At 45.0% G+C, this 26,598-nt stretch carries 23 protein-coding genes; all 23 read left to right on the top strand.

Going from position 1 to position 26,598, the window contains the following annotated elements; translation table 11 throughout:
- Window positions 1-3: 3 nt before the first annotated feature.
- The 23 genes from BJR36_RS01320 (at window position 4) to BJR36_RS01210 (ending at window position 26,531) form a co-directional block, all read left to right on the top strand.
- The gene (locus BJR36_RS01320; protein ID WP_091228981.1) at window positions 4-1,593 is read left to right on the top strand and encodes an NAD(P)/FAD-dependent oxidoreductase; all 1,590 of its coding nucleotides are present in this window, start codon (window positions 4-6) and stop codon (window positions 1,591-1,593) included.
- 91 nt (window positions 1,594-1,684) lie between these two features.
- Window positions 1,685-2,533: a glutamate 5-kinase gene (gene proB, locus BJR36_RS01315; protein ID WP_091228978.1), complete on the top strand. Its 849-nt coding sequence runs from the start codon at window positions 1,685-1,687 to the stop codon at window positions 2,531-2,533.
- Between the two features lie 137 nt (window positions 2,534-2,670).
- On the top strand, window positions 2,671-2,892 hold the full coding sequence (locus BJR36_RS01310) for a DUF896 domain-containing protein (protein WP_091228975.1): 222 nt from the start codon (window positions 2,671-2,673) through the stop codon (window positions 2,890-2,892).
- Window positions 2,840-3,427 (top strand): 5-formyltetrahydrofolate cyclo-ligase, encoded by a 588-nt coding sequence (locus BJR36_RS01305; protein ID WP_091228971.1) that lies wholly within the window; start codon window positions 2,840-2,842, stop codon window positions 3,425-3,427. The genes BJR36_RS01310 and BJR36_RS01305 overlap by 53 nt, the downstream gene beginning before the upstream one ends.
- A gap of 100 nt (window positions 3,428-3,527) precedes the next feature.
- Window positions 3,528-4,775 (top strand): glutamate-5-semialdehyde dehydrogenase, encoded by a 1,248-nt coding sequence (locus tag BJR36_RS01300; protein ID WP_091228967.1) that lies wholly within the window; start codon window positions 3,528-3,530, stop codon window positions 4,773-4,775.
- A 20-nt stretch (window positions 4,776-4,795) separates the two neighbouring features.
- Window positions 4,796-6,241 (top strand): tRNA (N6-isopentenyl adenosine(37)-C2)-methylthiotransferase MiaB, encoded by a 1,446-nt coding sequence (gene miaB, locus BJR36_RS01295; RefSeq protein WP_091228965.1) that lies wholly within the window; start codon window positions 4,796-4,798, stop codon window positions 6,239-6,241.
- A 369-nt stretch (window positions 6,242-6,610) separates the two neighbouring features.
- Window positions 6,611-8,275 (top strand): sulfate permease, encoded by a 1,665-nt coding sequence (sulP, locus tag BJR36_RS01290; protein WP_091228962.1) that lies wholly within the window; start codon window positions 6,611-6,613, stop codon window positions 8,273-8,275.
- Window positions 8,276-8,446: 171 nt separating this feature from the next.
- On the top strand, window positions 8,447-11,065 hold the full coding sequence (gene mutS / locus BJR36_RS01285; RefSeq protein ID WP_408605695.1) for a DNA mismatch repair protein MutS: 2,619 nt from the start codon (window positions 8,447-8,449) through the stop codon (window positions 11,063-11,065).
- Window positions 11,066-11,143: 78 nt separating this feature from the next.
- On the top strand, window positions 11,144-13,300 hold the full coding sequence (gene mutL, locus BJR36_RS01280; protein WP_091228960.1) for a DNA mismatch repair endonuclease MutL: 2,157 nt from the start codon (window positions 11,144-11,146) through the stop codon (window positions 13,298-13,300).
- Between the two features lie 12 nt (window positions 13,301-13,312).
- Window positions 13,313-14,260, top strand: coding sequence for a tRNA (adenosine(37)-N6)-dimethylallyltransferase MiaA (gene miaA / locus BJR36_RS01275; RefSeq protein ID WP_091228957.1), 948 nt, complete (start codon window positions 13,313-13,315; stop codon window positions 14,258-14,260).
- A gap of 30 nt (window positions 14,261-14,290) precedes the next feature.
- On the top strand, window positions 14,291-15,583 hold the full coding sequence (locus tag BJR36_RS01270) for a methionine gamma-lyase family protein (protein ID WP_091229897.1): 1,293 nt from the start codon (window positions 14,291-14,293) through the stop codon (window positions 15,581-15,583).
- Between the two features lie 102 nt (window positions 15,584-15,685).
- A complete protein-coding gene (locus tag BJR36_RS01265) occupies window positions 15,686-15,946 on the top strand; it encodes a DUF4321 domain-containing protein (RefSeq protein ID WP_091228955.1) in 261 nt (86 codons plus the stop codon).
- A 72-nt stretch (window positions 15,947-16,018) separates the two neighbouring features.
- Window positions 16,019-16,714: a RadC family protein gene (gene radC, locus BJR36_RS01260; RefSeq protein WP_091228952.1), complete on the top strand. Its 696-nt coding sequence runs from the start codon at window positions 16,019-16,021 to the stop codon at window positions 16,712-16,714.
- A 74-nt stretch (window positions 16,715-16,788) separates the two neighbouring features.
- Entirely contained in the window at window positions 16,789-17,805 is a 1,017-nt protein-coding gene (gene mreB / locus BJR36_RS01255; RefSeq protein ID WP_091228948.1) for a rod shape-determining protein, read from the top strand.
- 91 nt (window positions 17,806-17,896) lie between these two features.
- Window positions 17,897-18,748 (top strand): rod shape-determining protein MreC, encoded by an 852-nt coding sequence (mreC, locus tag BJR36_RS01250; protein WP_091228946.1) that lies wholly within the window; start codon window positions 17,897-17,899, stop codon window positions 18,746-18,748.
- Between the two features lie 66 nt (window positions 18,749-18,814).
- Window positions 18,815-19,333: a rod shape-determining protein MreD gene (gene mreD / locus BJR36_RS01245; protein WP_091228944.1), complete on the top strand. Its 519-nt coding sequence runs from the start codon at window positions 18,815-18,817 to the stop codon at window positions 19,331-19,333.
- Window positions 19,302-22,148, top strand: a complete 2,847-nt coding sequence (locus BJR36_RS01240) for a penicillin-binding transpeptidase domain-containing protein (protein WP_242875422.1) — start codon at window positions 19,302-19,304, stop codon at window positions 22,146-22,148. Before mreD ends, BJR36_RS01240 begins: the two co-directional genes overlap by 32 nt.
- A 17-nt stretch (window positions 22,149-22,165) precedes the next feature.
- Window positions 22,166-22,831 (top strand): septum site-determining protein MinC, encoded by a 666-nt coding sequence (locus tag BJR36_RS01235; protein ID WP_091228941.1) that lies wholly within the window; start codon window positions 22,166-22,168, stop codon window positions 22,829-22,831.
- 29 nt (window positions 22,832-22,860) lie between these two features.
- Entirely contained in the window at window positions 22,861-23,652 is a 792-nt protein-coding gene (gene minD / locus BJR36_RS01230) for a septum site-determining protein MinD (RefSeq protein ID WP_091228939.1), read from the top strand.
- A gap of 12 nt (window positions 23,653-23,664) precedes the next feature.
- Window positions 23,665-23,955, top strand: coding sequence for a cell division topological specificity factor MinE (gene minE / locus BJR36_RS01225; RefSeq protein ID WP_091228938.1), 291 nt, complete (start codon window positions 23,665-23,667; stop codon window positions 23,953-23,955).
- Between the two features lie 89 nt (window positions 23,956-24,044).
- Window positions 24,045-25,151, top strand: coding sequence for an FtsW/RodA/SpoVE family cell cycle protein (locus tag BJR36_RS01220; protein ID WP_242875421.1), 1,107 nt, complete (start codon window positions 24,045-24,047; stop codon window positions 25,149-25,151).
- 14 nt (window positions 25,152-25,165) lie between these two features.
- Window positions 25,166-25,561 (top strand): methylglyoxal synthase, encoded by a 396-nt coding sequence (locus tag BJR36_RS01215; RefSeq protein WP_091228937.1) that lies wholly within the window; start codon window positions 25,166-25,168, stop codon window positions 25,559-25,561.
- Window positions 25,545-26,531, top strand: a complete 987-nt coding sequence (locus BJR36_RS01210; RefSeq protein ID WP_242875420.1) for a D-alanyl-D-alanine carboxypeptidase family protein — start codon at window positions 25,545-25,547, stop codon at window positions 26,529-26,531. Before BJR36_RS01215 ends, BJR36_RS01210 begins: the two co-directional genes overlap by 17 nt.
- Window positions 26,532-26,598 lie beyond the last annotated feature (67 nt).

The following is a 26,598-nucleotide window of genomic DNA, read 5'->3' as shown; positions in this document are numbered from 1 at the left end:
ATTATGATCAGAATACAGCAGCTTAAGCTGAGTCCGGGACACAGTGAAGAACAGATGGTTTCGGAGATTGCAAAAGCTTTGAAAATAAAAAAAGATGGCATCAGAAGCTACAGGATTGCAAAGAGGTCCATTGACGCCAGAAAGAAAAACGATATAAAATTTGTATATGCCATTGATGTGGAAACGTCTGATGAAAAGGTAATAATCAGAAAAGTTAACAATAATAATGTTATGTCAACCAACGAAGTGCCCTACGTGTTTCCGCCCTCTGGAGATGAAGAATTGAAGCGCAGGCCTGTCATAATCGGAACTGGTCCTGCAGGCCTTTATTGCGGCCTTTTTCTTGCAAAGCACGGATATCGTCCTATCCTTCTTGAAAGAGGAGAGGAAGTGCAAAAAAGGATGAAGAGTGTCGACCGGTTCTGGAATACGGGGATTTTGGACACATCTTCAAACGTGCAGTTCGGCGAAGGCGGAGCCGGTACTTTCTCGGATGGCAAGCTCAACACTCTCGTAAAAGATCCTGTCGGCAGGAACCGCAAGGTTCTTGAAGTCTTTGTCGATGCAGGTGCCCCGTCTGAAATTCTTTATCTCAACAAGCCTCATATCGGAACAGATGTTCTCAGCCGGGTCGTGGAAAACATACGCGAGGAAATCAAAAGATATGGCGGAGAGGTCAGGTTTGGAAGCCAGGTTACTGATATCGAGATAGAAAATGGGAGCGTCAGGTCTGTTACCGTAAACGGTAAGGAAAAGATTGAGACGGATATCGCAGTCCTCTCGATTGGACACAGCGCCAGGGATACCTTTGAAATGCTGCACCGGAAATCAGTGCCGATGACCCAGAAATGTTTTGCGGTAGGAGTCAGGATCGAGCATCCGCAGGCTCTCATCAACAAGTCACAGTACGGGACGACGGAAAATCCATATCTGCCCGTTGCAGACTACAAGCTGGTCAAACAGCTGCAGGATGGAAGAAGCATCTATTCTTTCTGCATGTGTCCTGGCGGCTATGTTGTTAACGCTTCATCGGAAGAAAACAGGCTTGCTGTAAACGGTATGAGCTATCATGCCAGGGACAGCAGGAATGCCAACAGCGCAATGATCGTGACAGTCACGCCGGAGGATTTCGGCTCTGACCATGCGCTTGCAGGCGTGGAGTTCCAGCGCAGACTGGAGGAAAAAGCATTTGCAGCCGGGGCAGGCAAAATCCCGGCACAGCTCTTCGGAGATTTCTGCGACAACAGGGGGAGCACAATGCTTGGAGATATTGAGCCGTGCATGAAGGGTGAATATGTTCTTACAAACCTCAGAGAAGCCCTGCCTGATTTCCTGTCCCGCTCCCTCATTGAGGGCATCAGAGGGTTTGACGGAATGATCAGGGGATTTGGACGCATGGATGCTGTACTTTCCGGAGTTGAAAGCAGGACATCTTCCCCGGTCAGGATAACGCGGGATGAATATTTTGAAAGCGAAATCGCCGGCCTGTATCCCTGCGGCGAAGGTGCAGGGTATGCAGGAGGAATTACATCAGCAGCAATGGATGGGATAAAAGTAGCGGAAGCCGTGGCAAAGAAATATCATCCGCTGTAGACGAAATGAAAAATAAAGTGTAATATATACTAGAAATAATCATGATATTGAATTGATCAGAAGGAAAAGCATTCCACAGGAGGACATAAAAGTGAACGTCAGAGAAAGGCTGAAAGATAAAAAAAGAATAGTCGTAAAGATAGGATCATCTTCTCTTACCCATCCGGCAACAGGGAATTTAAACCTTATAAAACTGGAAAAACTGGTGCGTGAACTAAGCGACCTCAGAAACCAGGGCAAGGAAGTCGTTCTTGTTTCGTCAGGCGCGATTGCTGTCGGAAGGAAGGCTGCAGGACTTGCCAGCAAGCCGAAAACGATTGCATTGAAGCAGGCATGCGCTGCGATAGGTCAGGGAAGGCTGATGATGGCCTATCAGAAACTGTTTTCAGAATATAATCAGATTGCAGCTCAGATCCTTCTTACAAAAGGAACCATGCTCGATAACCTGAGCAGAAAAAATGCGCAGAATACATTTGAAGAGCTGCTTAAAATGGGGGCCATTCCAATTGTAAATGAGAATGATACGATTTCTACATATGAAATGGAATTCGGTGACAATGATACGCTTTCTGCAATCGTAGCAGGCCTTATTGATGCTGATCTCCTGATACTCCTGTCCGATATAGACGGGCTGTTTACGGATGACCCGAATAAAAACAAAGATGCAAAATTCATTGAAGTGGTAGATAAGATCGACAGCGATCTTCTCGACATGGGAAAAGGCTCATCGGGAAGCAACGTCGGAACCGGCGGAATGGCGACAAAGCTGACTGCGGCGCGAATAGCGACCCTTGCAGGTGCAGACATGATAATTGCAAATGGCGAGGATCTGAATGTGATCCACAGGATTATGGAAGGCGAAAACTGCGGAACCATTTTCCTTTCAGACAAAAGCGAAGACTTCTACCTGGTGGACTATCTGGTGGATACTACTTACTAAAATGTGACTATTCAGGACTACGTCCTTCATAGTCACACAGAGTGAAAGAAAAACACCTCGCGAGACAGGGGTTCTGAACAGTTATACTAAAATATCATATGTGATGAAGAACGAACCAAAGATTTAGGAGAAAAAGAATGAATGAATCAAAGATAACAAGAATCAATGAACTTTATAGAAAAGCCAAGGCGGAAGGACTCACCGCAGAAGAAACAAAGGAACAGGCCGATTTGAGAAGGGAATATGTCGAGAGTGTCAAATGCAGCCTCAGAGGGCAGCTGAACAACGTGTCCATACAGAACCCTGATGGAACAATCGTCGACCTTGGTAAAAAACATGCTGGAAAAACAGGAAATTAGGAATTATATCAAGAATTTGAGGATGCAGCTTGCACCCTCTGAACACGAAGCTATGAGCAGAATGATTGCCAGTAAAGTGGAGACATCACCGGAATACAGAAATGCCAGGTGCATCTATTCGTATGTGGACTTCGGAAACGAAGCCGCAACAAAGGGAATCATAGCGCATGCACTGACTGAAGGAAAGCGAGTGGCTGTTCCGAAGGTGCACGGCGACAGGATGGATTTCTATTATATAAGGAGCATTTCGGAACTGGAGGAAGGGTGTTTTGGCGTCCTGGAACCTGTTGTTCTGGATCCTGCCGGGGAGGAAGAAGCACTCATGCTTATGCCTGGAGTTGCATTTGATGAAAACGGCCACAGGATCGGTTACGGAAAGGGCTACTATGACAAATATCTGAGCATTCATGAGAATCACTATAAGATGGCTCTCGCCTTTGATTTTCAGGTGTTTTCAGAAATTCCCTTTGAGGATACCGATATCTGTACAGATGAAATCATTACAGAAACAAGAGATATCAAAACAGGTAAATAATCAAGCGGACAGACTAAGTATAAAACGCCTGGCAGGTCAGGAGTTCTGAACAGTCACGTCCGCCTTTACAATATAATCTGACTGGAAGAGGAGAATAGAAATGTACAATTTAGACGAAATCGGACAGAAAGCAAAGGCAGCTGAAGCATCCATAAGGACTCTGGGCTGCGGAGTAAAGAACCAGGCGTTAGAAGCCGTTGCATCGGAACTTATAGACAGGTCGGCTGAAATCCTGGCAGCCAATGTGATGGATATCGAACACGCAAGGAACAGCGGAATGAAGGAAGGCCTTGTAGACAGGCTGCTTCTTACAGAGGACAGGATTAGGGCCATGGCTGAAGGCCTGACCCAGATTGCGGGGCTTGATGACCCTATCGGTGAAGTGTTATCAATGAAACAGCGCCCTAACGGTCTCCTGATAGGCAAAAAGAGGGTGCCCCTTGGTGTAATCGGCATCATCTATGAATCGAGGCCAAACGTAACAGCCGATGCTTTCGGGCTTTGCTTTAAGACAGGAAATGTCGTTATCCTCAAAGGCGGAAGTGATGCCATAAATTCAAACAAGGCAATCGTAAAGGTGATCAGGCAGGCACTCGAGGCAACAGGGCTTGCTGCTGATGCCATTCAGCTCATTGAAGATACGAACAGGGAAACTGCTGCCGGGTTCATGCGGATGAACCAGTATATAGATGTCCTTATCCCAAGGGGCGGCGCAGGCCTGATCAAGGCAGTTGTGGAGAACAGCAATATCCCGGTTATAGAGACCGGAACGGGAAACTGCCATATCTTTGTGGATGAGACAGCTGATTTTGGCATGGCGCTGGATATCATATACAATGCAAAGACCCAGAGAATCGGGGTGTGCAATGCCTGCGAATCCCTGGTAATCCATGAAAAGATAGCAGACAGGTTCATGCCTCTGCTTGCGGCAAAGCTTGCTGAAAAGAACGTGGAGATAAGAGGCGACAAGAAGGCGATGGCGGCAGAACCTTCCGTGACAGAGGCAACTGAAGAGGACTGGGGAATGGAATACCTGGACTATATCATTTCCGCAAAGACAGTTTCGGGAATTGACGAGGCCATCAGCCATATCAACCGTTATAATACGAAGCACTCGGAAGCGATTATCACCAGCGACTACGCAAATTCACAGCGATTTTTGAATGAAATTGATGCTGCTGCAGTTTATGTAAATGCATCCACAAGATTCACGGACGGGTTCGAATTTGGATTCGGGGCAGAAATAGGCATAAGCACACAGAAGCTCCATGCAAGGGGACCGATGGGCCTCGAAGCGCTTACAACGACGAAATTCATCATTTACGGGAACGGACAAATCAGGAAATAGGAAGTACTTAGGAGAAAGAAATGATTTACAATTTAGATGACATAGAAATGGGAGCCCCTGTCCCGACAGACGAACCAATGAGACAGAAATACTTTATGGTTAAACTCAGGGAAAAACTGAAAGCCGAATCGGAGCGTCTTGGCAGGCCGCTTAAGATGCACTGTACCACATTCGGATGCCAGATGAATGCAAGAGATTCCGAAAAGCTGACTGGAATTTTAGAGGAAATCGGATATGTGGAAACAGATTCGGAAGACGCGGATTTTGTCATATACAATACCTGCACAGTCCGCGAAAATGCAAATCAGAGGGTATACGGAAGGCTTGGACACTTAAACGGCCTGAAGCGCAAAAATCCGAATATGATCATAGCGCTCTGCGGGTGCATGATGCAGGAAGCAGCCGTAGTCGAAAAGATCAAGAAGAGCTACAGGCATGTGGATATCATCTTCGGCACCCATAATATCTTCAAGCTGGCGGAGCTTATCGATTCCAGGCTGGAATCAAAAGGCATGATCATTGATGTATGGGAAGATACCAATAAGATAATCGAAGACCTTCCGGTGGACAGAAAGTACAGTTTCAAGTCAGGGGTGAACATCATGTTCGGCTGCAACAACTTCTGCAGCTACTGCATCGTGCCTTTCGTCAGGGGAAGGGAACGAAGCCGTAACCCTAAGGATATCGTAAGGGAAATCGAGAACCTTGTAGAGGACGGAGTTGTTGAGGTCATGCTGCTCGGCCAGAATGTAAACTCCTATGGGAAAACGCTGGATGAGCCGATGACCTTTGCAGGACTCCTCAGGGAAATCGAAAGGATTGAAGGGCTTGAAAGAATCAGGTTCATGACGCCTCACCCGAAGGACCTTTCCGACGAGCTGATCGATGTCATGAAGGACTCTAAAAAGATATGCAGGCATCTCCATCTTCCTGTACAGTCCGGCAGTTCCAGAATACTGAAGGAAATGAACCGGCAGTACACGAAGGAGCATTACCTCGGGCTCGTTGATAAGATAAAGGCAGCAGTGCCTGATGTATCCATTACGACAGACATCATAGTCGGATTCCCGGGCGAAACCGAGGAAGATTTCGAAGAGACCCTTGATGTTGTGAGAAAAGTGGGATATGACAGCGCGTACACGTTCATCTATTCGAAGAGGACGGGCACAAAGGCGGCCGCTATGGAAGACCAGATCCCTGCTGATGTGATCAAGGTCCGCTTCGACAGGTTACGCAATGAGATCCAGGGCATTTCTTCAGGATTGATTGCCAGAAATGAAGGCACCGTCCAGCAGGTTCTTGTTGAAGAAGTGAACGAGCAGAACAGCAGCCTTATGACTGGAAGACTGAGCAATAACATCGTTGTTCATTTTCCAGGCGATGAGTCAATGATCGGACAGATGAAAGCTGTCAAACTGAACAAATGCCATGGATTCTATTATATGGGGGAAGCTGTACAGAACTAGTATGTGACTATGAAGGACGTAGTCCTGGATAGTTACATACTGAGTATACAGAAAACCGGATGCCGTTACTGGAGTCCGGTTTTTTTCTCGTAGAAAAGTTGATTTGAAATCCCAGAGCTGACATACAGAAATCCAAAGGCTGCCTCTTCTTCGGATGTTGATTCACAATTGACTCAAATCAAAAGAATAATTGAATAGTCAATAAAAACCGTCCGAAAAATTTAAGATAATTTATATAAATTTAATAAAAATGCATAAAATCCTAATAAGTCCCTTGAAAAATACATTTTAGAGGCATATGATGTTTAATTGTAGGCCTCATACAGAGACCGGATTTTGTCAACATCAAAAAATTAGGAGGTCTGTTACATGTATAAAATCAAACCAAAACTATTTTCAACAATGAAAACATACACCAGGGAGCAGTTCATCAAGGACGTGATAGCCGGAATTATAGTAGCAATCATAGCATTACCCCTCTCCATTGCTCTGGCAATCGCATCAGGCGTCAATCCTGAGCAGGGACTCTACACTGCAATCATCGCGGGATTCTTCATCTCATTCCTGGGAGGAAGCCGGGTGCAGATCGGAGGCCCAACTGCTGCCTTTGTCGTAATCATCTACGGCATTGTGGCAGATTATGGAATGGATGGTCTGACGGTTGCTACAATTATGGCCGGCATCATGCTTGTAATCATGGGATTTTTAAAATTCGGAAGCCTGATCAAATATATTCCCTATACGATTACAACGGGATTTACCGGCGGCATAGCAATCGGTATATTTGCCGGACAGATCAAAGATTTCCTGGGTCTCGACATGGCGGCAGTGCCATCGGAATTCATTGAAAAGATGGAGGCTTATGCAGAACATATTACCACAGTGAATGTGTCAGCCCTGATTATTGGAGCTGTCTCACTTGCAATCCTAATAGTCTGGCCTAAGGTGACAGGAAAGATTCCAGGTTCCCTTATAGCAATCATCGTGACGACCCTTATCGTAAAATTTACGAAAATGGATGTGAATACAATCGGAAGCGTATTTGGTGAGCTTTCTTCGGAATTTCCTAAATTCGCACTTCCAAAAACTGATTTTGCTACTATGCAGGAACTTCTCAGGCCTGCATTTACCATTGCGATTCTGGCAGGTGTTGAATCCCTTCTTTCCTGTGTCGTATCAGACGGAATGATTGGCAGCAGGCACAGGTCGAATATGGAACTGATTGCCCAGGGTGCAGGCAACGTGATGTCAGGACTGTTCGGCGGAATCCCTGCAACGGGAGCGATTGCCAGGACTGCTGCAAACGTAAAGAACGGAGGACGCACTCCGGTAGCCGGAATGGTCCATTCTGTCACACTGCTGCTGATCCTTCTGGCGCTTATGCCGCTGGCGGCCCTGATACCCATGCCTACCCTGGCGGCAGTGCTCATTATGGTTGCGTACAACATGAGCGAGTGGAGAGAATTTGTCGAAATCATTAAGACGGCTCCCAAAAGCGATATCATAGTGCTTCTGGTAACATTCTTCCTGACAGTGATATTCGACCTTGTGGTTGCTATTGAATTCGGCATGATTCTGGCAGCGCTGCTTTTCATGAAGAGAATGGCAGAAGTCACAGAGGTATCGGGATGGAAATACATGGATGACAGCGACGAAGACGCTGTGGACTCCAGTGATACGGAGAGAATCAATCTTAAGAAGGTTCCTTCTAATACTCTGGTATATGAAATTGTGGGGCCCCTGTTTTTCGCAGCAGCAAACAAATTCATGAACATATCCGCAGCACCGTCAAAAAATGTCATTATCATCAGAATGGGCGGAGTTCCGGCCATGGACGTGACGGCCCTTAAATCCCTTGAACATATACATGAGAAATGCAGAAAAAAGAACATCACACTGATCCTTTCCCATGTACAGGAACAGCCGATGTCCGTTATGGTAAAGGCTGGATTCGACAAGGAAATAGGAGCTGAAAATTTCAGCGAAAATATCGATGCGGCTCTGGAAAGGGCGGCACAGCTTAAAACAGAATAACGACAGGATGCCTGAAAAAGACACAGAAAAATTGCGCGGATGCAGACCCGTGCAATTTTTTTCTTTATTAACCAATGTTTCAATGCTATAATGGAATGTAAAATGCATTTAAATTAACGAAAAGAGAGGGCGATTATTTTGGCACAGCTTACTCCAATGATGCAGCAGTACATGGAAACGAAGAAACAGTACAGTGACTGCATTTTATTTTATAGATTAGGAGATTTTTATGAGATGTTCTTTGAGGATGCGGTTACAGCATCCAGAGAACTTGAAATTACACTGACCGGAAAGGACTGCGGTCAGGAAGAGAGAGCACCCATGTGCGGGATTCCCTACCATGCGGTAGACGGATACCTGAACAAACTTGTGTCGAAAGGCTATAAGGTTGCCATAGGCGAACAGGTCGAAGACCCGAAAACGGCGAAGGGGCTTGTAAAGAGGGAAGTTGTAAGGATCGTAACGCCTGGAACGAACCTGAATATCCAGGCTCTCGATGCGACCAGAAACAATTATCTGATGTGCGTCGTCTATCTCGAAGACCGTTTCGGAATCTCCACAGCCGATGTTACGACGGGCGATTATTTTGTGACGGAAGTGGATTCTGAGCGGAAACTAATGGATGAGATACATAAGTTTGCACCGACGGAACTGGTCTGCAACGATGCCTTCTTTGTCAGCGGAGTTGACATTGAAGACCTTAAATTCCGGATGGGAATTACAATCTACCCACTGGAACCCTGGTTTTTTGATGATGAGATGTGCAGGCGTACTCTGATGGAACATTTCAAAGTGAAGGATCTGGCGGGCCTGGGGCTTGCAGAATATGATTGCGGCATGATAGGGGCAGGCGCCCTTTTGAAATACCTTTACGAAACACAGAAGACATCTCTTTCCCATCTGACTTCGATCAATCCGTATTCCACTGGAAAATTCATGATCATCGACAGCTCAACAAGAAGGAACCTGGAACTTTCTGAAACCATGAGGGAAAAGCAGAAAAAGGGATCCCTTTTATGGGTCCTCGATAAAACAAAGACAGCCATGGGAGCAAGAATGCTCCGTACCTTCATAGAGCAGCCGCTGATTGAGAAGACCGATATCTCAGCGCGCCTTGATGCCATAGAGGAACTGAACGGGAATGTCATTTCAAGGGAGGAAATCAGGGAATACCTGAATCCGGTTTACGACCTTGAGCGCCTTGTGAGCAGGATAAGCTACCAGTCTGCCAATCCGAGGGATATGATAGCCTTCCGGAATTCCCTGGAGATGCTGCCCCATATAAAATTCATCCTGAAAAGCTTTAAGTCAGGCCTTCTGAAGGAGATCCATGATGAATTGGATACTCTGGACGATATCTATGACCTTATCTTAAATGCAATCGTGGATGAACCGCCGATCACAGTGAAAGAAGGCGGCATCATAAGGGAAGGCTGCAACGAGGATATCGACAAGTACAGGCATGCAAAAACCGAAGGCAAGGTATGGCTGGCTGAGCTTGAAGAAAAAGAGAAAGAAAAGACCGGAATCAAGAACCTTAAGATCAAATACAACAAGGTGTTCGGCTATTACCTGGAAGTGACGAATTCATATAAGGGCCAGGTTCCTGATTACTTTACAAGAAAGCAGACGCTGGCAAATGCAGAACGTTATATAACTCCGGAGCTGAAGGAACTCGAGGATATTATCCTGGGTGCCGAGGACAAGCTTTTTGCCCTTGAATATGACCTGTTTTCCCAGATCAGGAACAGGGTTTCCCATGAGGTCATCCGCATACAGGCTGCGGCGAAGGCCATCGCAAAAACAGATGTGTTTGCATCCCTCGCGCTCGTAGCAGAAAGAAACGGCTATGTGCGGCCGAAGATCAACAGCAGGGGAGTAATTGATATCAGGAACGGCCGTCATCCGGTTGTGGAGAAGATGATCAGCAATGACATGTTCATTGCAAATGATACATTCCTTGATAACAGCTCAAACAGGATTTCAATCATCACAGGACCTAATATGGCTGGAAAATCTACTTACATGAGACAGACGGCTCTGATTGTGCTGATGGCACAGATTGGAAGCTTTGTACCCGCAGAAAGCGCCGATATCGGAATCTGCGACAGGATTTTCACAAGGGTAGGAGCATCTGATGACCTGGCTTCCGGACAGAGCACCTTTATGGTGGAGATGACCGAGGTAGCAAACATACTCAGGAATGCAACAAAGAACAGCCTTCTGATTCTGGACGAAATAGGAAGGGGTACTAGTACGTTTGACGGGCTCAGCATCGCATGGGCGGTAGTGGAGCACATCAGCAATCCGAAGCTTCTGGGAGCTAAGACCCTGTTTGCAACCCATTACCATGAGCTGACGGAACTGGAAGGCAAACTGAACAGCGTCAATAACTACTGCATCGCTGTAAAGGAACAGGGAGACGATATCGTATTTCTGAGGAAAATCGTTAAGGGCGGGGCCGACAAGAGCTACGGAATACAGGTTGCGAAGCTGGCAGGAGTTCCTGAATCCGTAATCGTAAGGGCAAAGGAGCTCGTTGAGGAGCTCAGCGATGCGGACATCACCCTTAAGGCAAAGGATATCATTGTGAAGACAGGATTAAGGACTGACGGGCAGAAAAACAGGATTGCAGATATAGTCGATCTTGAACAGATTTCACTTTTTGATACAGTCAAAGACGACGACATCATACTCGAACTCAGAGATCTTGACATAGGGAACATGACTCCCATGGATGCCCTTAATACGGTATACAGGCTTCAGAACAAAATAAAGAACAGATGGTAGCAGTTTTCGGATATTCCGGCTGTAACGATACAGAAGGCATACAGCTGATATGCTGAACTTTAAGAAACGGAGGTAAGAATGTCTAAAATAACAGTACTCGACCAGAATACAATTGATAAAATCGCTGCCGGCGAAGTGATAGAGCGGCCCGCCTCCGTTGTAAAGGAGCTTGTTGAAAACGCAATCGATGCAGGGGCGACTGCCATAACAGTCGATATCAAAGAAGGCGGAACAAGCTTTATCAGGATAACCGACAATGGAGGGGGAATCTACAAGGACGATGTGAAACTTGCGTTCCTTCGCCATTCCACAAGCAAGATCAAGTCAGTTGAGGATCTTGCCGGAGTTTCCTCCCTGGGATTCAGGGGAGAAGCTTTGTCAAGCATTGCGGCAGTCGCTCAGGTTGAGCTCATTACAAAAACGGCAGCAGGGCTTACTGGCATAAGGTATGTGATTGAAGGCGGATTTGAAAAATCAATGGAAGAAATCGGTGCGCCTGAAGGGACAACCTTTATAATCAGGAATCTTTTCTATAATACCCCCGTAAGGCGGAAATTCCTCAAATCTCCCGTTACAGAAGCGGGCTATATAAGCGACCTCATGGAGAGGCTTGCACTTTCCCACCCCGATATCTCTTTCAAGTTCATCAATAACGGACAGATTAAGCTTCATACTTCGGGCAATACGAAGCTCAAGGATATCATATACAATGTGTATGGAAGGGAGATTGCCAGCCATCTTATTCCCATAGATGCCGACATGGGGGTCATCAAACTGGAAGGCTATATTGGAAAACCTGTTGTTTCAAGGGGAAACAGAAATTATGAGAATTATTATATTAACGGCAGATACATTAAAAGCGGAGTCGTTTCTAAGGCGATCGAGGATGCTTATAAATCATATATGATGCAGCACAAATATCCATTCACTGCGCTGCATATTAAAATTGATGGTGAATTTCTTGATGTGAATGTCCATCCTACAAAGATGGAGCTGCGCTTCAGCAACCAGGAGGACGTCTATAAAAGCATATGCAGCGCGGTTTCCGAAGGTCTTGCAAGACGGGAGCTTATCCCTGAAGTGAGCTTTGCTTCCGGAAACAGGACAAAAAACCAGACCGGCAGCACGCCTAAAACATCTGCCCCCGAGCCATTTGAAAAGAACAGGCTCAGACAGCTCTGTGAAATGGGCGAGAGGACAAGGCAGCAGGATGCGGTAAGGGAGAGCAAGGCATATTCATCCAGACCGGAGACAGTAAAAAGTGCAGCAGGGTCAGTAAGGCGGCAGGATGATGTTGTGCCGGTTATGGGTAGTGTGTCGGCAGTTGAGATTCCAACAGCAGATATCGGAACAGCGATGGCAGGAAAGCATCCGGTTGCCAATCAGAATACGCCAGCGCCTGAAACCAGGGGCATGCGGGCAGAAAAGTATGAAGCTGAGAACATGCAGGCGGCAGAACAGCCTGAAGCTGAGAACATACAGGCATCAGAACAGCCTGAAGCTGAGAACATACAGAAATCAGAACAGACTCAAGCTGACAGCAGGCAGGCAGCAGAATCTGAGATCCAGGTGCAGGAAAGCGGGGTGCAGGAAGCAGCTTCGTCAGGCACGCAGCAATTGAACCTTTTCGACGAGAAGCTTCTTGCAAAAGAGTCCCGGGCAGAACACAGGATCATTGGCCAGGTGTTCGATACCTACTGGCTTGTCCAGTTCAAGGATAAACTCTTCATCATCGACCAGCATGCTGCCCATGAAAAGGTACTGTTTGAAAGGACCATGAATTCCCTGAAAAAGAAGGAATACAGTTCGCAGATCATCAGCCCCCCAATCATCCTCACATTGAGCATGCAGGAGGAGGAGCTTTTCAGGAAACATATGGACAGTTTCGCGGCCATAGGATTTGAAATTGAGCACTTCGGAGGCAAAGAATATGCAGTCAGAGCGGTCCCGGACAATCTCTTCGGCATAGCCCAGAAGAATCTGCTGATAGAAATGATAGACGGGCTGTCAGACGGACTTGCAAGCGGAAGCCCGGATATGGTGAATGAGAAGATTGCCTCAATGTCGTGTAAGGCTGCAGTCAAAGGAAAACAGCGGATTTCATTTTCCGAGGCAGAGGCTCTGATCGACGAGCTTCTTGAGCTGGAAAATCCGTATAACTGTCCTCACGGCAGGCCCACGATCATCTCCATGTCAAATTATGAATTAGAAAAGAAATTCAAACGAATTGTGTAGGTGTTGAATAATATGAAAAAACCATTGATCATACTGACTGGACCAACGGCAGTCGGAAAAACAAAGCTTTCCATAGCCCTTGCCAAGGCTGTGAACGGAGAAATCATTTCTGCAGACTCGATGCAGGTATATAAGTATATGGACATCGGGTCGGCAAAGATTACAAAAGAAGAAATGGGCGGCATAAAACATTACCTGATAGATGAATTTAAACCCGACGAAGAGTTCAATGTAGTGAAATTCAAGGAATATGCGTGCCGCTATATGGAAAAGATTTATGAAAAAGGGAAGATCCCAATTCTGGTAGGCGGCACCGGATTCTATATCCAGGCTGTGCTGAATGACATCGATTTTTCTGAAACCACGGAAGATCCGGAGTTCCGCAGGGAACTTGAAATCCTTGCAGCTGACAGAGGAGCTGAATATCTCCACGACATGCTCAGAAACGTGGATCCCGAATCGGCATCGGCAATACACTCGAACAACGTCAAGCGCGTAATCAGGGCCCTTGAATACTACAAAAAGACGGGCAGCAGGATTTCCGAACACAACGCATCCCAGAAAAAGAAGAAATCACCATACAATTTCCTGTATTTTGTGCTGAACGACAACCGGGATATCCTCTATGAGCGCATCGATCAAAGAGTCGACCAGATGCTTGACCAGGGTCTTGTGGACGAAGTAAAAACGCTGGCGGAAAAAGGCTATACAAGAGATCTCGTATCTATGCAGGGACTCGGATACAAGGAAATATTAGCCTATATGGACGGCGAGATGACTCTTGAGGAAGCCGTCTATACAATAAAGAGGGATACAAGACATTTTGCAAAAAGACAGCTGACATGGTTCCGAAGGGAAACAGATGTAACCTGGATTGAACTGCAGGACTACCATTCTGACAGGAAAGAAGTACTGAAAGCAATGGTTGAAAAGTGCAAGGCAAAGGGAATCGTGAAGTAAGCAGGTTATACAATGAAAGAAGGAGACAAAATGCAGACAGATATAAAAGATATGTATAAGGAAATCGGCATAAGCGAGGAGGTCTTCCTTTTTGGAAGGCAGGTAGAAGAAAGCCTTAAGGAAAGATTTGAGGCAATAGATGAGACTGCTGAGTATAATCAGCTTAAGGTTCTCACTGCGATGCAGAAAAATAAGGTGAGCGATGTCCATTTCGCCGCCACCACAGGTTACGGCTACAACGATCTCGGAAGAGATACCCTGGAAGCAGTCTATGCGACAGCGTTCCATGGAGAAGATGCGCTGGTAAGACCGCAGCTCATATCAGGCACCCATGCCCTCAATATTGCACTTTCTTCAAATCTTCGCCCCGGCGATGAGCTTCTCTCACCGGTTGGGAAGCCTTACGACACTCTTGAGGAAGTGATCGGAATCCGCGAATCAAAAGGCTCGCTTAAGGAATATGGCATTACGTACAGGCAGGTCGACCTGCTCGAGGACGGAAGCTTCGACTATGACAATATCAAAAAGGCAATCAATGAAAAGACAAAGCTCGTTGCTATCCAGCGCTCTAAAGGATACCAGTCAAGGCCGACGCTTTCGGTCGCCCGGATAGGCGAGCTCATAAGCTTTGTAAAAGCTGTCAAGCCTGACGTGATCTGCATGGTCGATAACTGCTACGGCGAATTCGTGGAAAAAACAGAGCCTACGGATGTGGGTGCTGACATGATTGTCGGATCCCTCATAAAAAACCCGGGAGGCGGACTTGCGCCAATCGGCGGGTACATCGTCGGCAGAAAGGACTGCATAGAAAATGCCTCCTATCGTCTTACGGCCCCTGGGCTTGGCAAAGAAGTAGGTGCGACGCTCGGTGTGATCCAGTCATTCTACCAGGGATTTTTTCTTTCTCCGACAGTAGTGGCCGGAGCCCTGAAGGGAGCTGTCTACGCAGCAAATATTTACGAAAAACTCGGATTCAGGGTATGTCCTGATTCAACGGAAAGCCGCCATGACATCATACAGGCAGTAGAATTCGGCTTCCCGGAAGGAGTCATTGAATTCTGCAAAGGGATACAGGCAGCAGCTCCTGTAGACAGTTATGTTGTTCCGGAACCATGGGATATGCCGGGGTATGACAGTGACGTCATCATGGCAGCAGGAGCCTTCGTGCAGGGCTCTTCCATCGAGCTCAGCGCCGACGGGCCAATCAAGCCGCCCTATACGGTATTCTTCCAGGGAGGACTCACATGGAATCATGCGAAGACTGGTGTTTTGATGTCTCTGCAGAAGCTTGTGGACAAAGGTCTTGCTGTAATTCCAGAGTAGAAGACAACAAAAAATCACATTTATTTTGTATACAATAAAAATAATTTATGTTACTATTATTTTGACTATTCAGATTATTTATAGCAGAAAGGGATATTTCAAATGAAAAATTCCAGGGCAAAAAATTTTTGGGTACTGCTGCTGCTGATGCTTTCGGGCATAGTTCTTGGCGGATGCATAGCAGCGATGACACAGGATATTGCATTCCTGAGCTGGCTCAGCTATGGCCAGACTTTCGGTTTAGACAGCCCTGTCATACTGAATCTTGGTATACTTGCAGTAACCTTTGGACTCACGATAAAAATCACCATGGCCGGTATCATTGGGGTGCTTGCCGGAATATTCATATACAGGGCATTGTAAGAACAAAAGCATATTTTCCTGAGATGAGAAACAGTCCGGAGAGGTCTGCATCGATTTAGGAGAGTACTGAATATGGGAACACATTTAACAATGAAAGAAATGCCCGCCTGCGAGCGTCCGTACGAGAAGTGCCTGGAATCAGGTCCTGAATCGCTTACAGACGCTGAGCTTATGGCGGCAATCATCAGGACCGGGGCAAAAGGGGAAGGGTCGGTGGACCTTGCAAAAAGAGTCCTGAAAATGTCAAACTATGACCACAGCATACTGGGCATACATCATTTGTCAGTCCATGACCTTATGAAGGTGAAGGGAATTGGAAAGGTAAAAGCAGTACAGATACAGTGTATTGCAGAGCTTACAAGGAGAATGGCTAAGGCGACTGCACTCAGCAGCCTCTGCTTCACGACTCCTTCTTCGATTTCCGATTATTACATGGAAGATCTGCGTCATAAGGAGCAGGAACAGCTTGTTCTGGTAATGCTCAACACAAAAAGCAGACTGATCGGCGACAAAATGATGACAAAAGGAACTGTGAACGCATCGCTCATATCGCCAAGGGAAATCTTCATAGAAGCAGTTAAAAAGGATGCGGTTTACATTGTACTTGTACATAACCATCCTAGCGGAGATCCTTCTCCAAGCAGGGAGGATATCGCTGTGACAAAAAGGGTCAGCGAAGCTGGAAAGCTTATAGGGATAGGTCTCCTGGACCATATCATCATCGGTGACAACTGTTACGTCAGCATGAAAGAGCGAGGAATTTTATAAAGCTGCATGTGCTTTTCACGACGAAATTGTGAAACGGCTGCATGCAGATGGTTTTGCAGAGAGGAGTAATAGAAATGGCAGCAAACGCATTCGGTATCGATCTCGGTACCAGCAATATCAAAATATACAACAGGGAAGAAGACTCGATTTTTAACGAAAGAAATATGATTGCAATAGAAAAAAGGAAAAAAGTGATCGCGATTGGTGATGAAGCCTTTGACATGTACGAACGGGCGCCTGAATCAATAGACATTTTTTCGCCTATGCGAAACGGCGTGATTGCGGACATCAATAATATGCAGATTCTTCTGAATGGAATGCTTAAGAAAAGTGCGAAAAAGGGAATCAGGAATTCGGATTATTATATAGCCGTGCCTACGGATATCACTGAAGTCGAAAGAAGGGCTTTTTATCATCTGATCTATAATTCCGATGTAAAGGCAAAGAATGTTTATGTTGTTGAGCAGTCGGTCGCAGATGCGCTTGGTCTGGGCCTTGATGTAACCCATGCAAAGGGCGTGATGATCGTAAACATCGGAGCTGACACCACGGAAATCTCCATTATTTCAATAGGGGGTATTGTACTCAGCAAACTGATCAAGACAGGCGGAAATAAATTCGACCAGTCCATAATCAGTTCGGTGAAGAGAGAACATAATCTGGTAATCGGAAGCAAAACCGCAGAATATCTGAAGATGGAACTGGCATCTGCCCTCAGCGGCATGGAAATGACTGCAAAGGTTTACGGTCGTGACGTTGTGACCGGCCTTCCTAAGGAAATTGAAATCTCTTCAGGTCTGATTTATGAAGCGATTGAAGAGCAGCTCCGTTCCATAGTGGATGCGATCAAAATAACGCTTGAAAGGACTCCGCCGGAACTCGCCGCGGATATTATAGATTCCGGCATCTATCTTACTGGAGGGTCATCGAATATTAGAAGTTTTGATGAACTTATTGAAAAAGAGACTGATCTGAATGTCAACTTTTTTAAGGATGCTTCCGAAAGCGTGGCAAGAGGCCTTGCTAAGATCATTAATGAGGATGACTTCAGGGATCTTGCATATTCAATGAAAGATAAGCCGAATTACTAAAAGCCCGAAATGGGTTATTCTGCAGCTATCAGTAGGCACTGCTGGATAGTTGCGCTGTTGCAGACGCAAAACAAACGATAGGGGCAATGATATGAAAAGAAAGAAAAAATTTACTCTGCCAGGTAAATATATACTGCTGATTTTGACTATCATATGTGTCGCTGCTGCGATTACCACATATGTGACAAATTCGTCGGTAGCACCGCTGAAATTCATCTCGGGATATACGATTATACCTGTACAGAACGGCATAAATAACATAGGCATGTGGTTCAGCAATAAGGCTGATTCGTTCAAACAGCTCCAGGAAGTCATGGAGGAAAATGTGGATTTAAAGGAGCAGGTTGATGAGCTTTCTATTGAGAACAACACCCTGCAGCAGGATAAATATGAGCTTGACAGGCTTAGGGAACTTTATGAGCTTGACCAGAAATACCCAAGCTATAAGAAAGTGGCTGCCAGGATTACCGGAAAAGATCCAGGTAACTGGTTCAGCACTTTCATAATCGACAAAGGAACCAAAGACGGTCTTGCGGTTGATATGAATGTAATCGCAGGAAGCGGTCTTGTCGGCATCATAAGCGATGTGGGACCGAACTGGGCAACCGTACGCGCAATTATTGATGATTCAAGCAATGTCAGTTCAATGGTACTGTCCACATCCGATACTTGTATGGTAATGGGCGACCTTCAGCTCATGAACGAAGGCCAGATAAGATTCAGACAGCTGAATGATACAAATGGTCTTGTTGTTGTTGGCGACAAGGTCGTGACTTCCCACATCAGCAGCAAATTCCTGCAGGGAATCCTGATCGGCTATATCAGCGAAATAACCATGGATGCCAACAACATTACAAAATCCGGATACATTACCCCGGTGGTAGATTTCCAGCATCTTGAAGAGGTCCTTGTCATTACCGATCTAAAGGAACAGCAGCAGTAATATGAAAACAGGGAAAAAAGTATTATCTTACAGAATGGTTATAAAAATGGAAAAGAGGTGGAAAGAGTGAAAAGAAAAATTGTCCTGACATTGCTGATACTAGTATGCTTTCTGCTTCAGAGCACCCTTTTCAAAGCACTTTCACTTGCTTCGATATCCCCTAACCTTATGATCGTAATCACTTCTTCTTTCGGTTTTATGAGAGGAAAGAAGGAAGGAATGTGGGTAGGCCTTTTCTCGGGCCTTCTGATCGATATCCTGTATGGGGGAATTTTCGGATTTTATGGCATGATCTATATGTATCTGGGGTACATAAATGGATTCTTCCATAAGATATTCTTCAGGGATGATGTGAAGCTCCCAATGATGCTCATTACAGGGAGCACGCTTTCTTATGGCCTTATCATTTATGTTGTCATGTTTCTGCTTCGAAACAGGCTGAATTTCATCTATTATCTCGGGAATGTCATAATCCCGGAAACCATATATACGCTGGTCATAACAATTATATTGTATCGTATCATTTTGAAGATTAACCGCTGGTTGGAGGCGGATGAAAAAGGAAGTGCAGGTAAATTTGTTTAGTGATATCAAAGAAATAATAATGAATATATTGAAATCCAGGCTATTTGTACTTCTGGTAGTGTTTGCAGTGATGTTTTCAGTGCTTGTACAGCGGCTGTTTTCACTGCAGATTATTCAGGGTGAGGAATATCTGGAGAATTTCACATTGAAAATAATTAAGGAAAGAACCATCGCCAGCACAAGAGGGAATATTTACGACCGCAATGGCGAACTCCTTGCATATAGCGAACTGGCCTATTCGGTTAAAATAGAAGACAATGGTTCCTACAGAACGACAAAAGAAAAGAACCAGGCAATCAATGGTACAATCTATGAATTGATAAAGATAATAGAGAGCAATGGAGATTCACTCACCAGTGACCTGAAGATCCTGATTGACGAAAGTGGAAATTATGTCTATTCAGTGGAAGGATCGAAACTCCTTCGTTTTATAGCTGATGTATATGGTGAAAAGCTTGTAGATGATCTTTCCGAAGAACAGAAGAATGTCTCAGCCGAAAATCTGATTGCCTATCTTCGGAGCGATAAGCGATATGACCTTTCAGATGAATACGCAGCCGTGGACGCACTGAAGATACTGAATATCAGATACTCCATGTCTGCAAACAGCTTTAAAAAGTATGTGGCGACAACAGTCGCTGCAGATGTCAGCGATTCTACCGTTGCCGTAGTAATGGAGAACCTTGATAAACTTCAGGGCGTCTCTATTGCAGAAGACAGCGTCAGAAAATATGTGGACAGCCTCTATTTTTCTTCAATCATCGGATATACCGGCAAGGTCGATACGGAAGAGGATCTCAAGGAGCTGCAGAAGAAAGATGAAGATTACGTCCTCACTGATGTAGTAGGGCAGATCGGCATTGAAAAGGAACTCGAGACCGAACTGCAGGGAGCAAAAGGTTATGAAAAGGTTTATGTCGATAATGTGGGAAGGGTAATAGAGACCCTTGAAAGCAAAGAGCCTGAAGCGGGAAATGATGTGTACCTGACCATAGACAAGAACCTTCAGGCGTCGGTATACAAAATATTAGAACAGAAGCTGGCAGGAATACTGGTTTCAAAGATTCGAAACATGAAAACCTATACCCCGTCTGAGAACAGCTCATCAAGCGACATTGTGATACCTATCGATGATGTATATTTTGCACTGATCAATAACAGCATCATTGACATCAATGCTTTTTCCACGGATAAAGCTTCTTCAACGGAAAAAGCGGTCTATCAGAAATTCCTGAGCAAACAGTCTTCGGTATTGACTCAGCTTAACTGGGAACTGTCCTCAAACAAACCGGCTGCCTATGAGTCTCTGGATGAAGAGATGCAGGTATATATGAGCTATGCAGTCTCTCTCCTTTCGAATAGCGGCGTGCTTCTGACTTCGAAAATCGATACTTCAGACGACACCTATAAAGCATGGAAGAATGAAACAATAAGCCTGAAGGAATATTTGACCCATGCTATTTCAATGAACTGGATCGACACTTCAAAAATCGACATTGAGAGCCAGTATTCTGACACAAATGAAATATATGGGAAACTGATCACTTATATTACGGACAGCCTTTCAAAAGACTCGGCCTTCGGCAAGAAACTATACAAATATATGATTAAAGGCAATTCTCTTTCGGGAAGGGAAATCTGCCTGATGCTGTTTGATCAGGGTGTACTCGAATATAATGAGAGTGAAATCAGCGGCCTGAATTCAGGCGCTACAGGTGCTTACAATTTTATGCTCGATAAAATCAGCAATCTGAAAATAACTCCCGCCCAGCTTGCACTTGATCCGTGTTCGGGTTCCTGCGTCGTAACAGATACAGATACCGGCGAGGTGCTTGCGATGGTTTCCTACCCAAGCTATGATAACAACAGGATTACAGAGAGCAAATATTATGCACAACTTGTGTTCGATCTTTCAAAGCCGATGCTCAACAGGGCAACGCAGCAGAATACGGCTCCCGGATCCACTTTTAAGATGGTATCGGCAATTGCAGGGGTTCAGGAAGGCGTAATTTCTTTGAATGAGACTGTACAATGCAAGGGCTTATATGATAAAATTGAGCCAGTGGCCAAATGCTGGATTTATCCTTCTGCGCATGGGAACCTGAATATTTCTGGCGCCATCCAGCATTCATGCAATTACTATTTTTATGAAGTTGGAAACAGACTGAGTTTAAGTCCCAATGGAACATTTGATGAAAAGCAGGGGCTTGAAAGCCTTAAGAAGTATGCTGAAATGTTCGGACTTGGTGAAAAATCAGGTGTTGAGCTGCCTGAAACCGAACCGCAGATCTCGTCTAATGACCCCGTTCGTTCAGCAATCGGACAGGGCACAAATAACTTTACCACAGTGCAGCTGTCAAAATATGTGACAGCCGTCGCAAACAGCGGTACTGTATTCAATTTGAGCCTGCTTGACAAGGTTACGGATTCTAAGGGTACTCTTATAAAAGACTATACTCCGGAAGTGTCAAAAACAGTGGAGCTTCCTGGGGCCGTCTGGGATGCGGTGCATTTTGGCATGCGTGGCGTTGTTGAAGAGTCAGCTGCATTTGAGGGTGTGCAGATTAACGTCGCCGGCAAGACAGGTACGGCACAGGAAAGCAAAAAACGTGCAAACCACGCACTCTTTGTTGGTTATGCACCATATGAAAGCCCTGAGATTTCAATGAGCGTCCGTATTGCCAATGGTTATACTTCAGCGAATGCAGCCGCAGTTGCAAGTGATGTGGTAAAATACTACTTTAACCTTGCGGATGAAGGCGAAGTCATAAGCGGAACTGCCAGCCAGCCAGGTGCAGATCATGCAGGCGATTAAAGGAGAGAAATACGATTATGAATAATTCAGTTATTATTAAAAGCAATAAATACGGCATTGCTGTAATTCTGGACAGCGAGGTGTCTTACGAGGAAATTCTGACCGACATTGCCGTTAAATTCAGGGAATCTGCAAAATTCTTCAAGGATGCCAAAATGGCTCTTTCATTTGAAGGAAGGACTCTTACAGATGCCCAGGAAAAGGAAATTCTCAATGTGATTACTGAAAACTCAAATCTTCAGATCATGTGTATCATAGATAATGACGGAATCCGCGAACAGCATTTTAAGAAAGCGCTGGAAGAGAGGACCTGTGAAGTTTCAAGCAGCGGCGGCCAGTTCTACAAGGGAACGCTCCGTTCGGGACAGGTGCTCGAGTCAGAGGACAGCATGATTGTTCTGGGGGATGTCAACCCCGGAGCAAAGGTCGTTTCAAATGGAAATGTAGTCGTTCTGGGTGCCCTGAAAGGCACTGTCTATGCAGGAGAGTCCGGAAATCCGTCTTCTTTTGTCGTGGCCCTGGAAATGAATCCAATGCAGATAAAGATAGGCGACGTTATGGCAAGATGTCCGGATACGCCTCAGAAGCTTCAGAATCCTGAGCCGAAGATCGCATTTGTCGAAGAAGGAAACATTTATATCGAACCAATTAATAAAAATGTGATTAATGATATAAAATTTTAAAGAAATCAACAATTTTGGGAGGAACAGAAATGAGTGAAGTAATCGTAGTAACATCAGGAAAAGGTGGTGTAGGTAAAACCACAACGTCGGCAAATGTCGGCACGGGTCTTGCGAAACTGAATAAAAAAGTGGTATTGGTCGATACTGATATCGGGTTGAGAAATCTTGATGTTGTAATGGGCCTCGAAAACCGCATCGTCTATAATCTGGTTGATGTAATCGAAGGGCACTGCAGAGCCAAGCAGGCTATGATCAAAGATAAGAGGTACAGCAATCTTTACCTTCTGCCATCAGCACAGACAAGAGATAAGACTGCTGTTTCACCGGAACAGATGGTTACATTGATTGAAGAGCTGAAAGAAGATTTCGACTATATCATTTTGGATTGCCCCGCCGGAATCGAACAGGGATTCAAGAATGCCATCGCCGGTGCAGACCGTGCCCTCATAGTCACGACGCCTGAAGTATCTGCGATTCGTGATGCTGACAGAATCATCGGTCTTCTGGAAGCAAATGAAGTCAAAAAAATCGACCTTATCGTAAACAGAATAAGGATGGATATGGTAAAACGCGGAGACATGATGTCAATTGAAGATGTGGTAGACATTCTTGCAATCAACCTGATCGGAGCCGTTCCGGATGATGAAAACATCGTAATCTCAACAAACCAGGGCGAACCGCTGGTAGGCTCTGATGCACTGGCAGGACAGGCTTACATGAACATCTGCAGACGTATTATTGGAGAAGAGGTCCCAATGCTTGATTTAGGAGCGAACAATAATTTCTGGTCAAAGCTTATGGGCTTATTCAAAAAGAATTAGGAGGGGAAAAAGATGAGTTTATTGGATTTCTTTAAGAAAAAAAATTCGGGTGATGTGGCAAAGGACAGGTTAAAGTTATTGCTGATATCAGACAGAGCCAACTGCTCCCCTGAAATCATGGAAATGATTAAGAATGACATCATACAGGTAATCTCAAAGTATATGGAAATCGATCCGGAAGGTCTTGATATCCAGATTACGCAGACGGAATCAGAAGGCAATAATGGCAGCGTGCCTGCATTGTATGCCAATATCCCTATCAGGGATCTAAAAAATTCCGGAAAGAAAACGAAAGAACAGTAAAATAGCAATATACAATAGCTATAGCAGCACATGCAGTGAAAGAGGCTTTATATCCTTTAAGCTGGAACATGAAAGGATGCGTTTATAATATGTTGAAGCAATATCAGCTCAGAGACTACAGATTCAAATTAATCATTTTAACACTGATGATTTCAATTCTGGGCATTTTCATTATCGGGAGTGCAAAAGAATCTGTGATGGGCAAGCAGATCTTTGGACTGGTGATCGGCATGATTGCATTGATAATCTGTTCACTGATCGACTACAGTTATATCCTTAATTTTTACTGGTTGATATATATATTGAATATGATATTATTATTAGTAGTAAGGATTGCAGGAAAAGAAGTAAATGGTGCAACACGCTGGATCTCAATCGGAGGTTTTCAGTTTCAGCCTTCGGAGCTGGCAAAGATACTTCTCATCCTGTTTTTTGCGAAATATCTGATGGTACATCAGGATGATTTGAATAAACCGAAAACATTGATAAAAGTAGTCGGACTTCTGATACCACCGCTTTTTTTGATACTAAAGCAGCCAAATCTTTCGACAAGCATCTGTATCGTACTTGTTTTCTGTACGGTCGTATTTGTCGGTGGACTTGATTACAAAATAATTGGTGGGATTCTTGCGGTAAGCATCCCGCTGGCAGTCATATTTCTGAGTATCGTTATTCAGCCAGACCAGAAATTGATACACAGCTACCAGAGGGACAGGATTATGTACTGGCTCAATCCAATGGAATATGAGATGGGGGGAGCATACCAGCAGCAGAATTCAATTACAGCAATCGGTTCAGGACAGCTGTTCGGCAAAGGCTTGAACAATAATACGATTGCATCGGTTAAGAATGGCAATTTCATTTCTGAACCGCAGACAGACTTCATTTTTGCAGTCGCCGGCGAAGAACTTGGATTTGCAGGGTGCTGTGTCATCCTTCTGCTTCTTGCGCTGATCATAATCGAATGCCTTTGGATTGGAAGGAATGCAAAAGATCTGTCGGGAATGATCATATGCAGCGGCATGGCTGCTTTGATCGGATTCCAGAGCTTCATACATATAAGCGTTGATACGGGACTGATTCCCAATACGGGTATACCCCTTCCTTTCGTCAGCTACGGTCTGACTTCGCTTGTCAGCCTGCTGTTGGGAATTGGGTTTGTCTTAAACGTTGGACTTCAACAAAGAAAATACTAGAGGAGGAATGAAGAATGAATATAGGTTTAATCGCACACGATTCAAAGAAAAAGCTTATGCAGAACTTCTGCATCGCATATCGCGGAATACTTTCCAAAAATGAGCTGTTTGCAACAGGTACGACGGGAAGGCTGATTGAGGAAGTAACAAATTTGAATATTCATAAATATCTGGCAGGTCATTTGGGTGGTGAACAGCAGTTGGGAGCTCAGATTGAACATAATCAGATCGACCTGGTTATATTTCTGAGAGATCCACTGTCACCAAAATCCCATGAGCCGGATGTCAATAATGCAGTACGTCTTTGCGATACTCATAACATCCCTTTGGCAACGAACCTTGCGACAGCTGAATTATTAATCAAATCACTTGACAGAGGAGACTTAGAGTGGCGTGAAATGTATAAATAAGAGGCTCTGTCCTGCAATCGCTGCTGCGGTAGCAACAGTAGTGATCTCCGGATGCGGCAATAACCAAAATTTAATAAATGCCTATAATCTGGATAGTGACAGTCCTGTTGCAGGAATCTCTGCAAGTGCGGGAGAAGAATATTCCCCTCTTTTTGCAGAGGATTTATGCATTGTCGCCGGTGATATTCCTGGAGCGGGCGATATCGATATGACGCAGGCCGAAGCGGCAGCTCTATTTGACATCGATAGCAGGGAAACGATGTTTTCAAAGAATGCCCATGAAAAACTTTATCCGGCGAGCATAACAAAAATCCTGACGGCACTTACAGCTTTAAAACGGGGAAACCTGGAGGATGTCATCACGGTCACTGAAAACGCACTTATAACGGAGTCAGGGGCACAGCTCTGCGGATTCAGACCGGGTGATCAACTGACTCTTGAACAGGCTCTCTATGCTCTTCTTATTTATTCGGGAAATGATGCCGGCATTGCAATAGCTGAGCATATATCCGGAAGCGTGGAAGAATTTGCAAAAGCAATGAATGAGGAGGCTGTGGCTTTAGGAGCAACAAATTCCAATTTTGTAAATCCACATGGACTGCATGATGATAACCACTATACGACTGCATATGATCTCTATCTGATTTTCCAGGAAGTTGTGAAGTATGATAAATTCGTGGAAATAATCAACACCCCAGCCTATACAATGTCTTATACACTGAGTGATGGTACATCAAAAGAAGTGACCTGGAATATTACGAATCATTACCTGAAAGGTACAGCAGCCACTCCGGAAGGAGTGACCGTAATAGGCGGCAAGACCGGTACCACTCAAAAAGCAGGCGCCTGTCTGATCTTGTTCAGTAAAAATGCTCAGGGAACCCCTTTTATTTCGGTTGTCCTGAAATCGGATGACAGAACGACGCTTTACAGCCAGATGACAGATTTATTAGAAGATATCAACAAATAATTCTTGTAATTTCAGGGATAGAAGTCTATAATTAACACTAATAGATACTTGTTTTTAGTCACTTCAT

It is taken from the genome of Anaerobium acetethylicum, assembly GCF_900096945.1.
GTDB classification, from domain to species: Bacteria; Bacillota; Clostridia; order Lachnospirales; family Lachnospiraceae; genus Anaerobium; species Anaerobium acetethylicum.
This window is presented reverse-complemented; position numbering and strand designations above follow the sequence as displayed.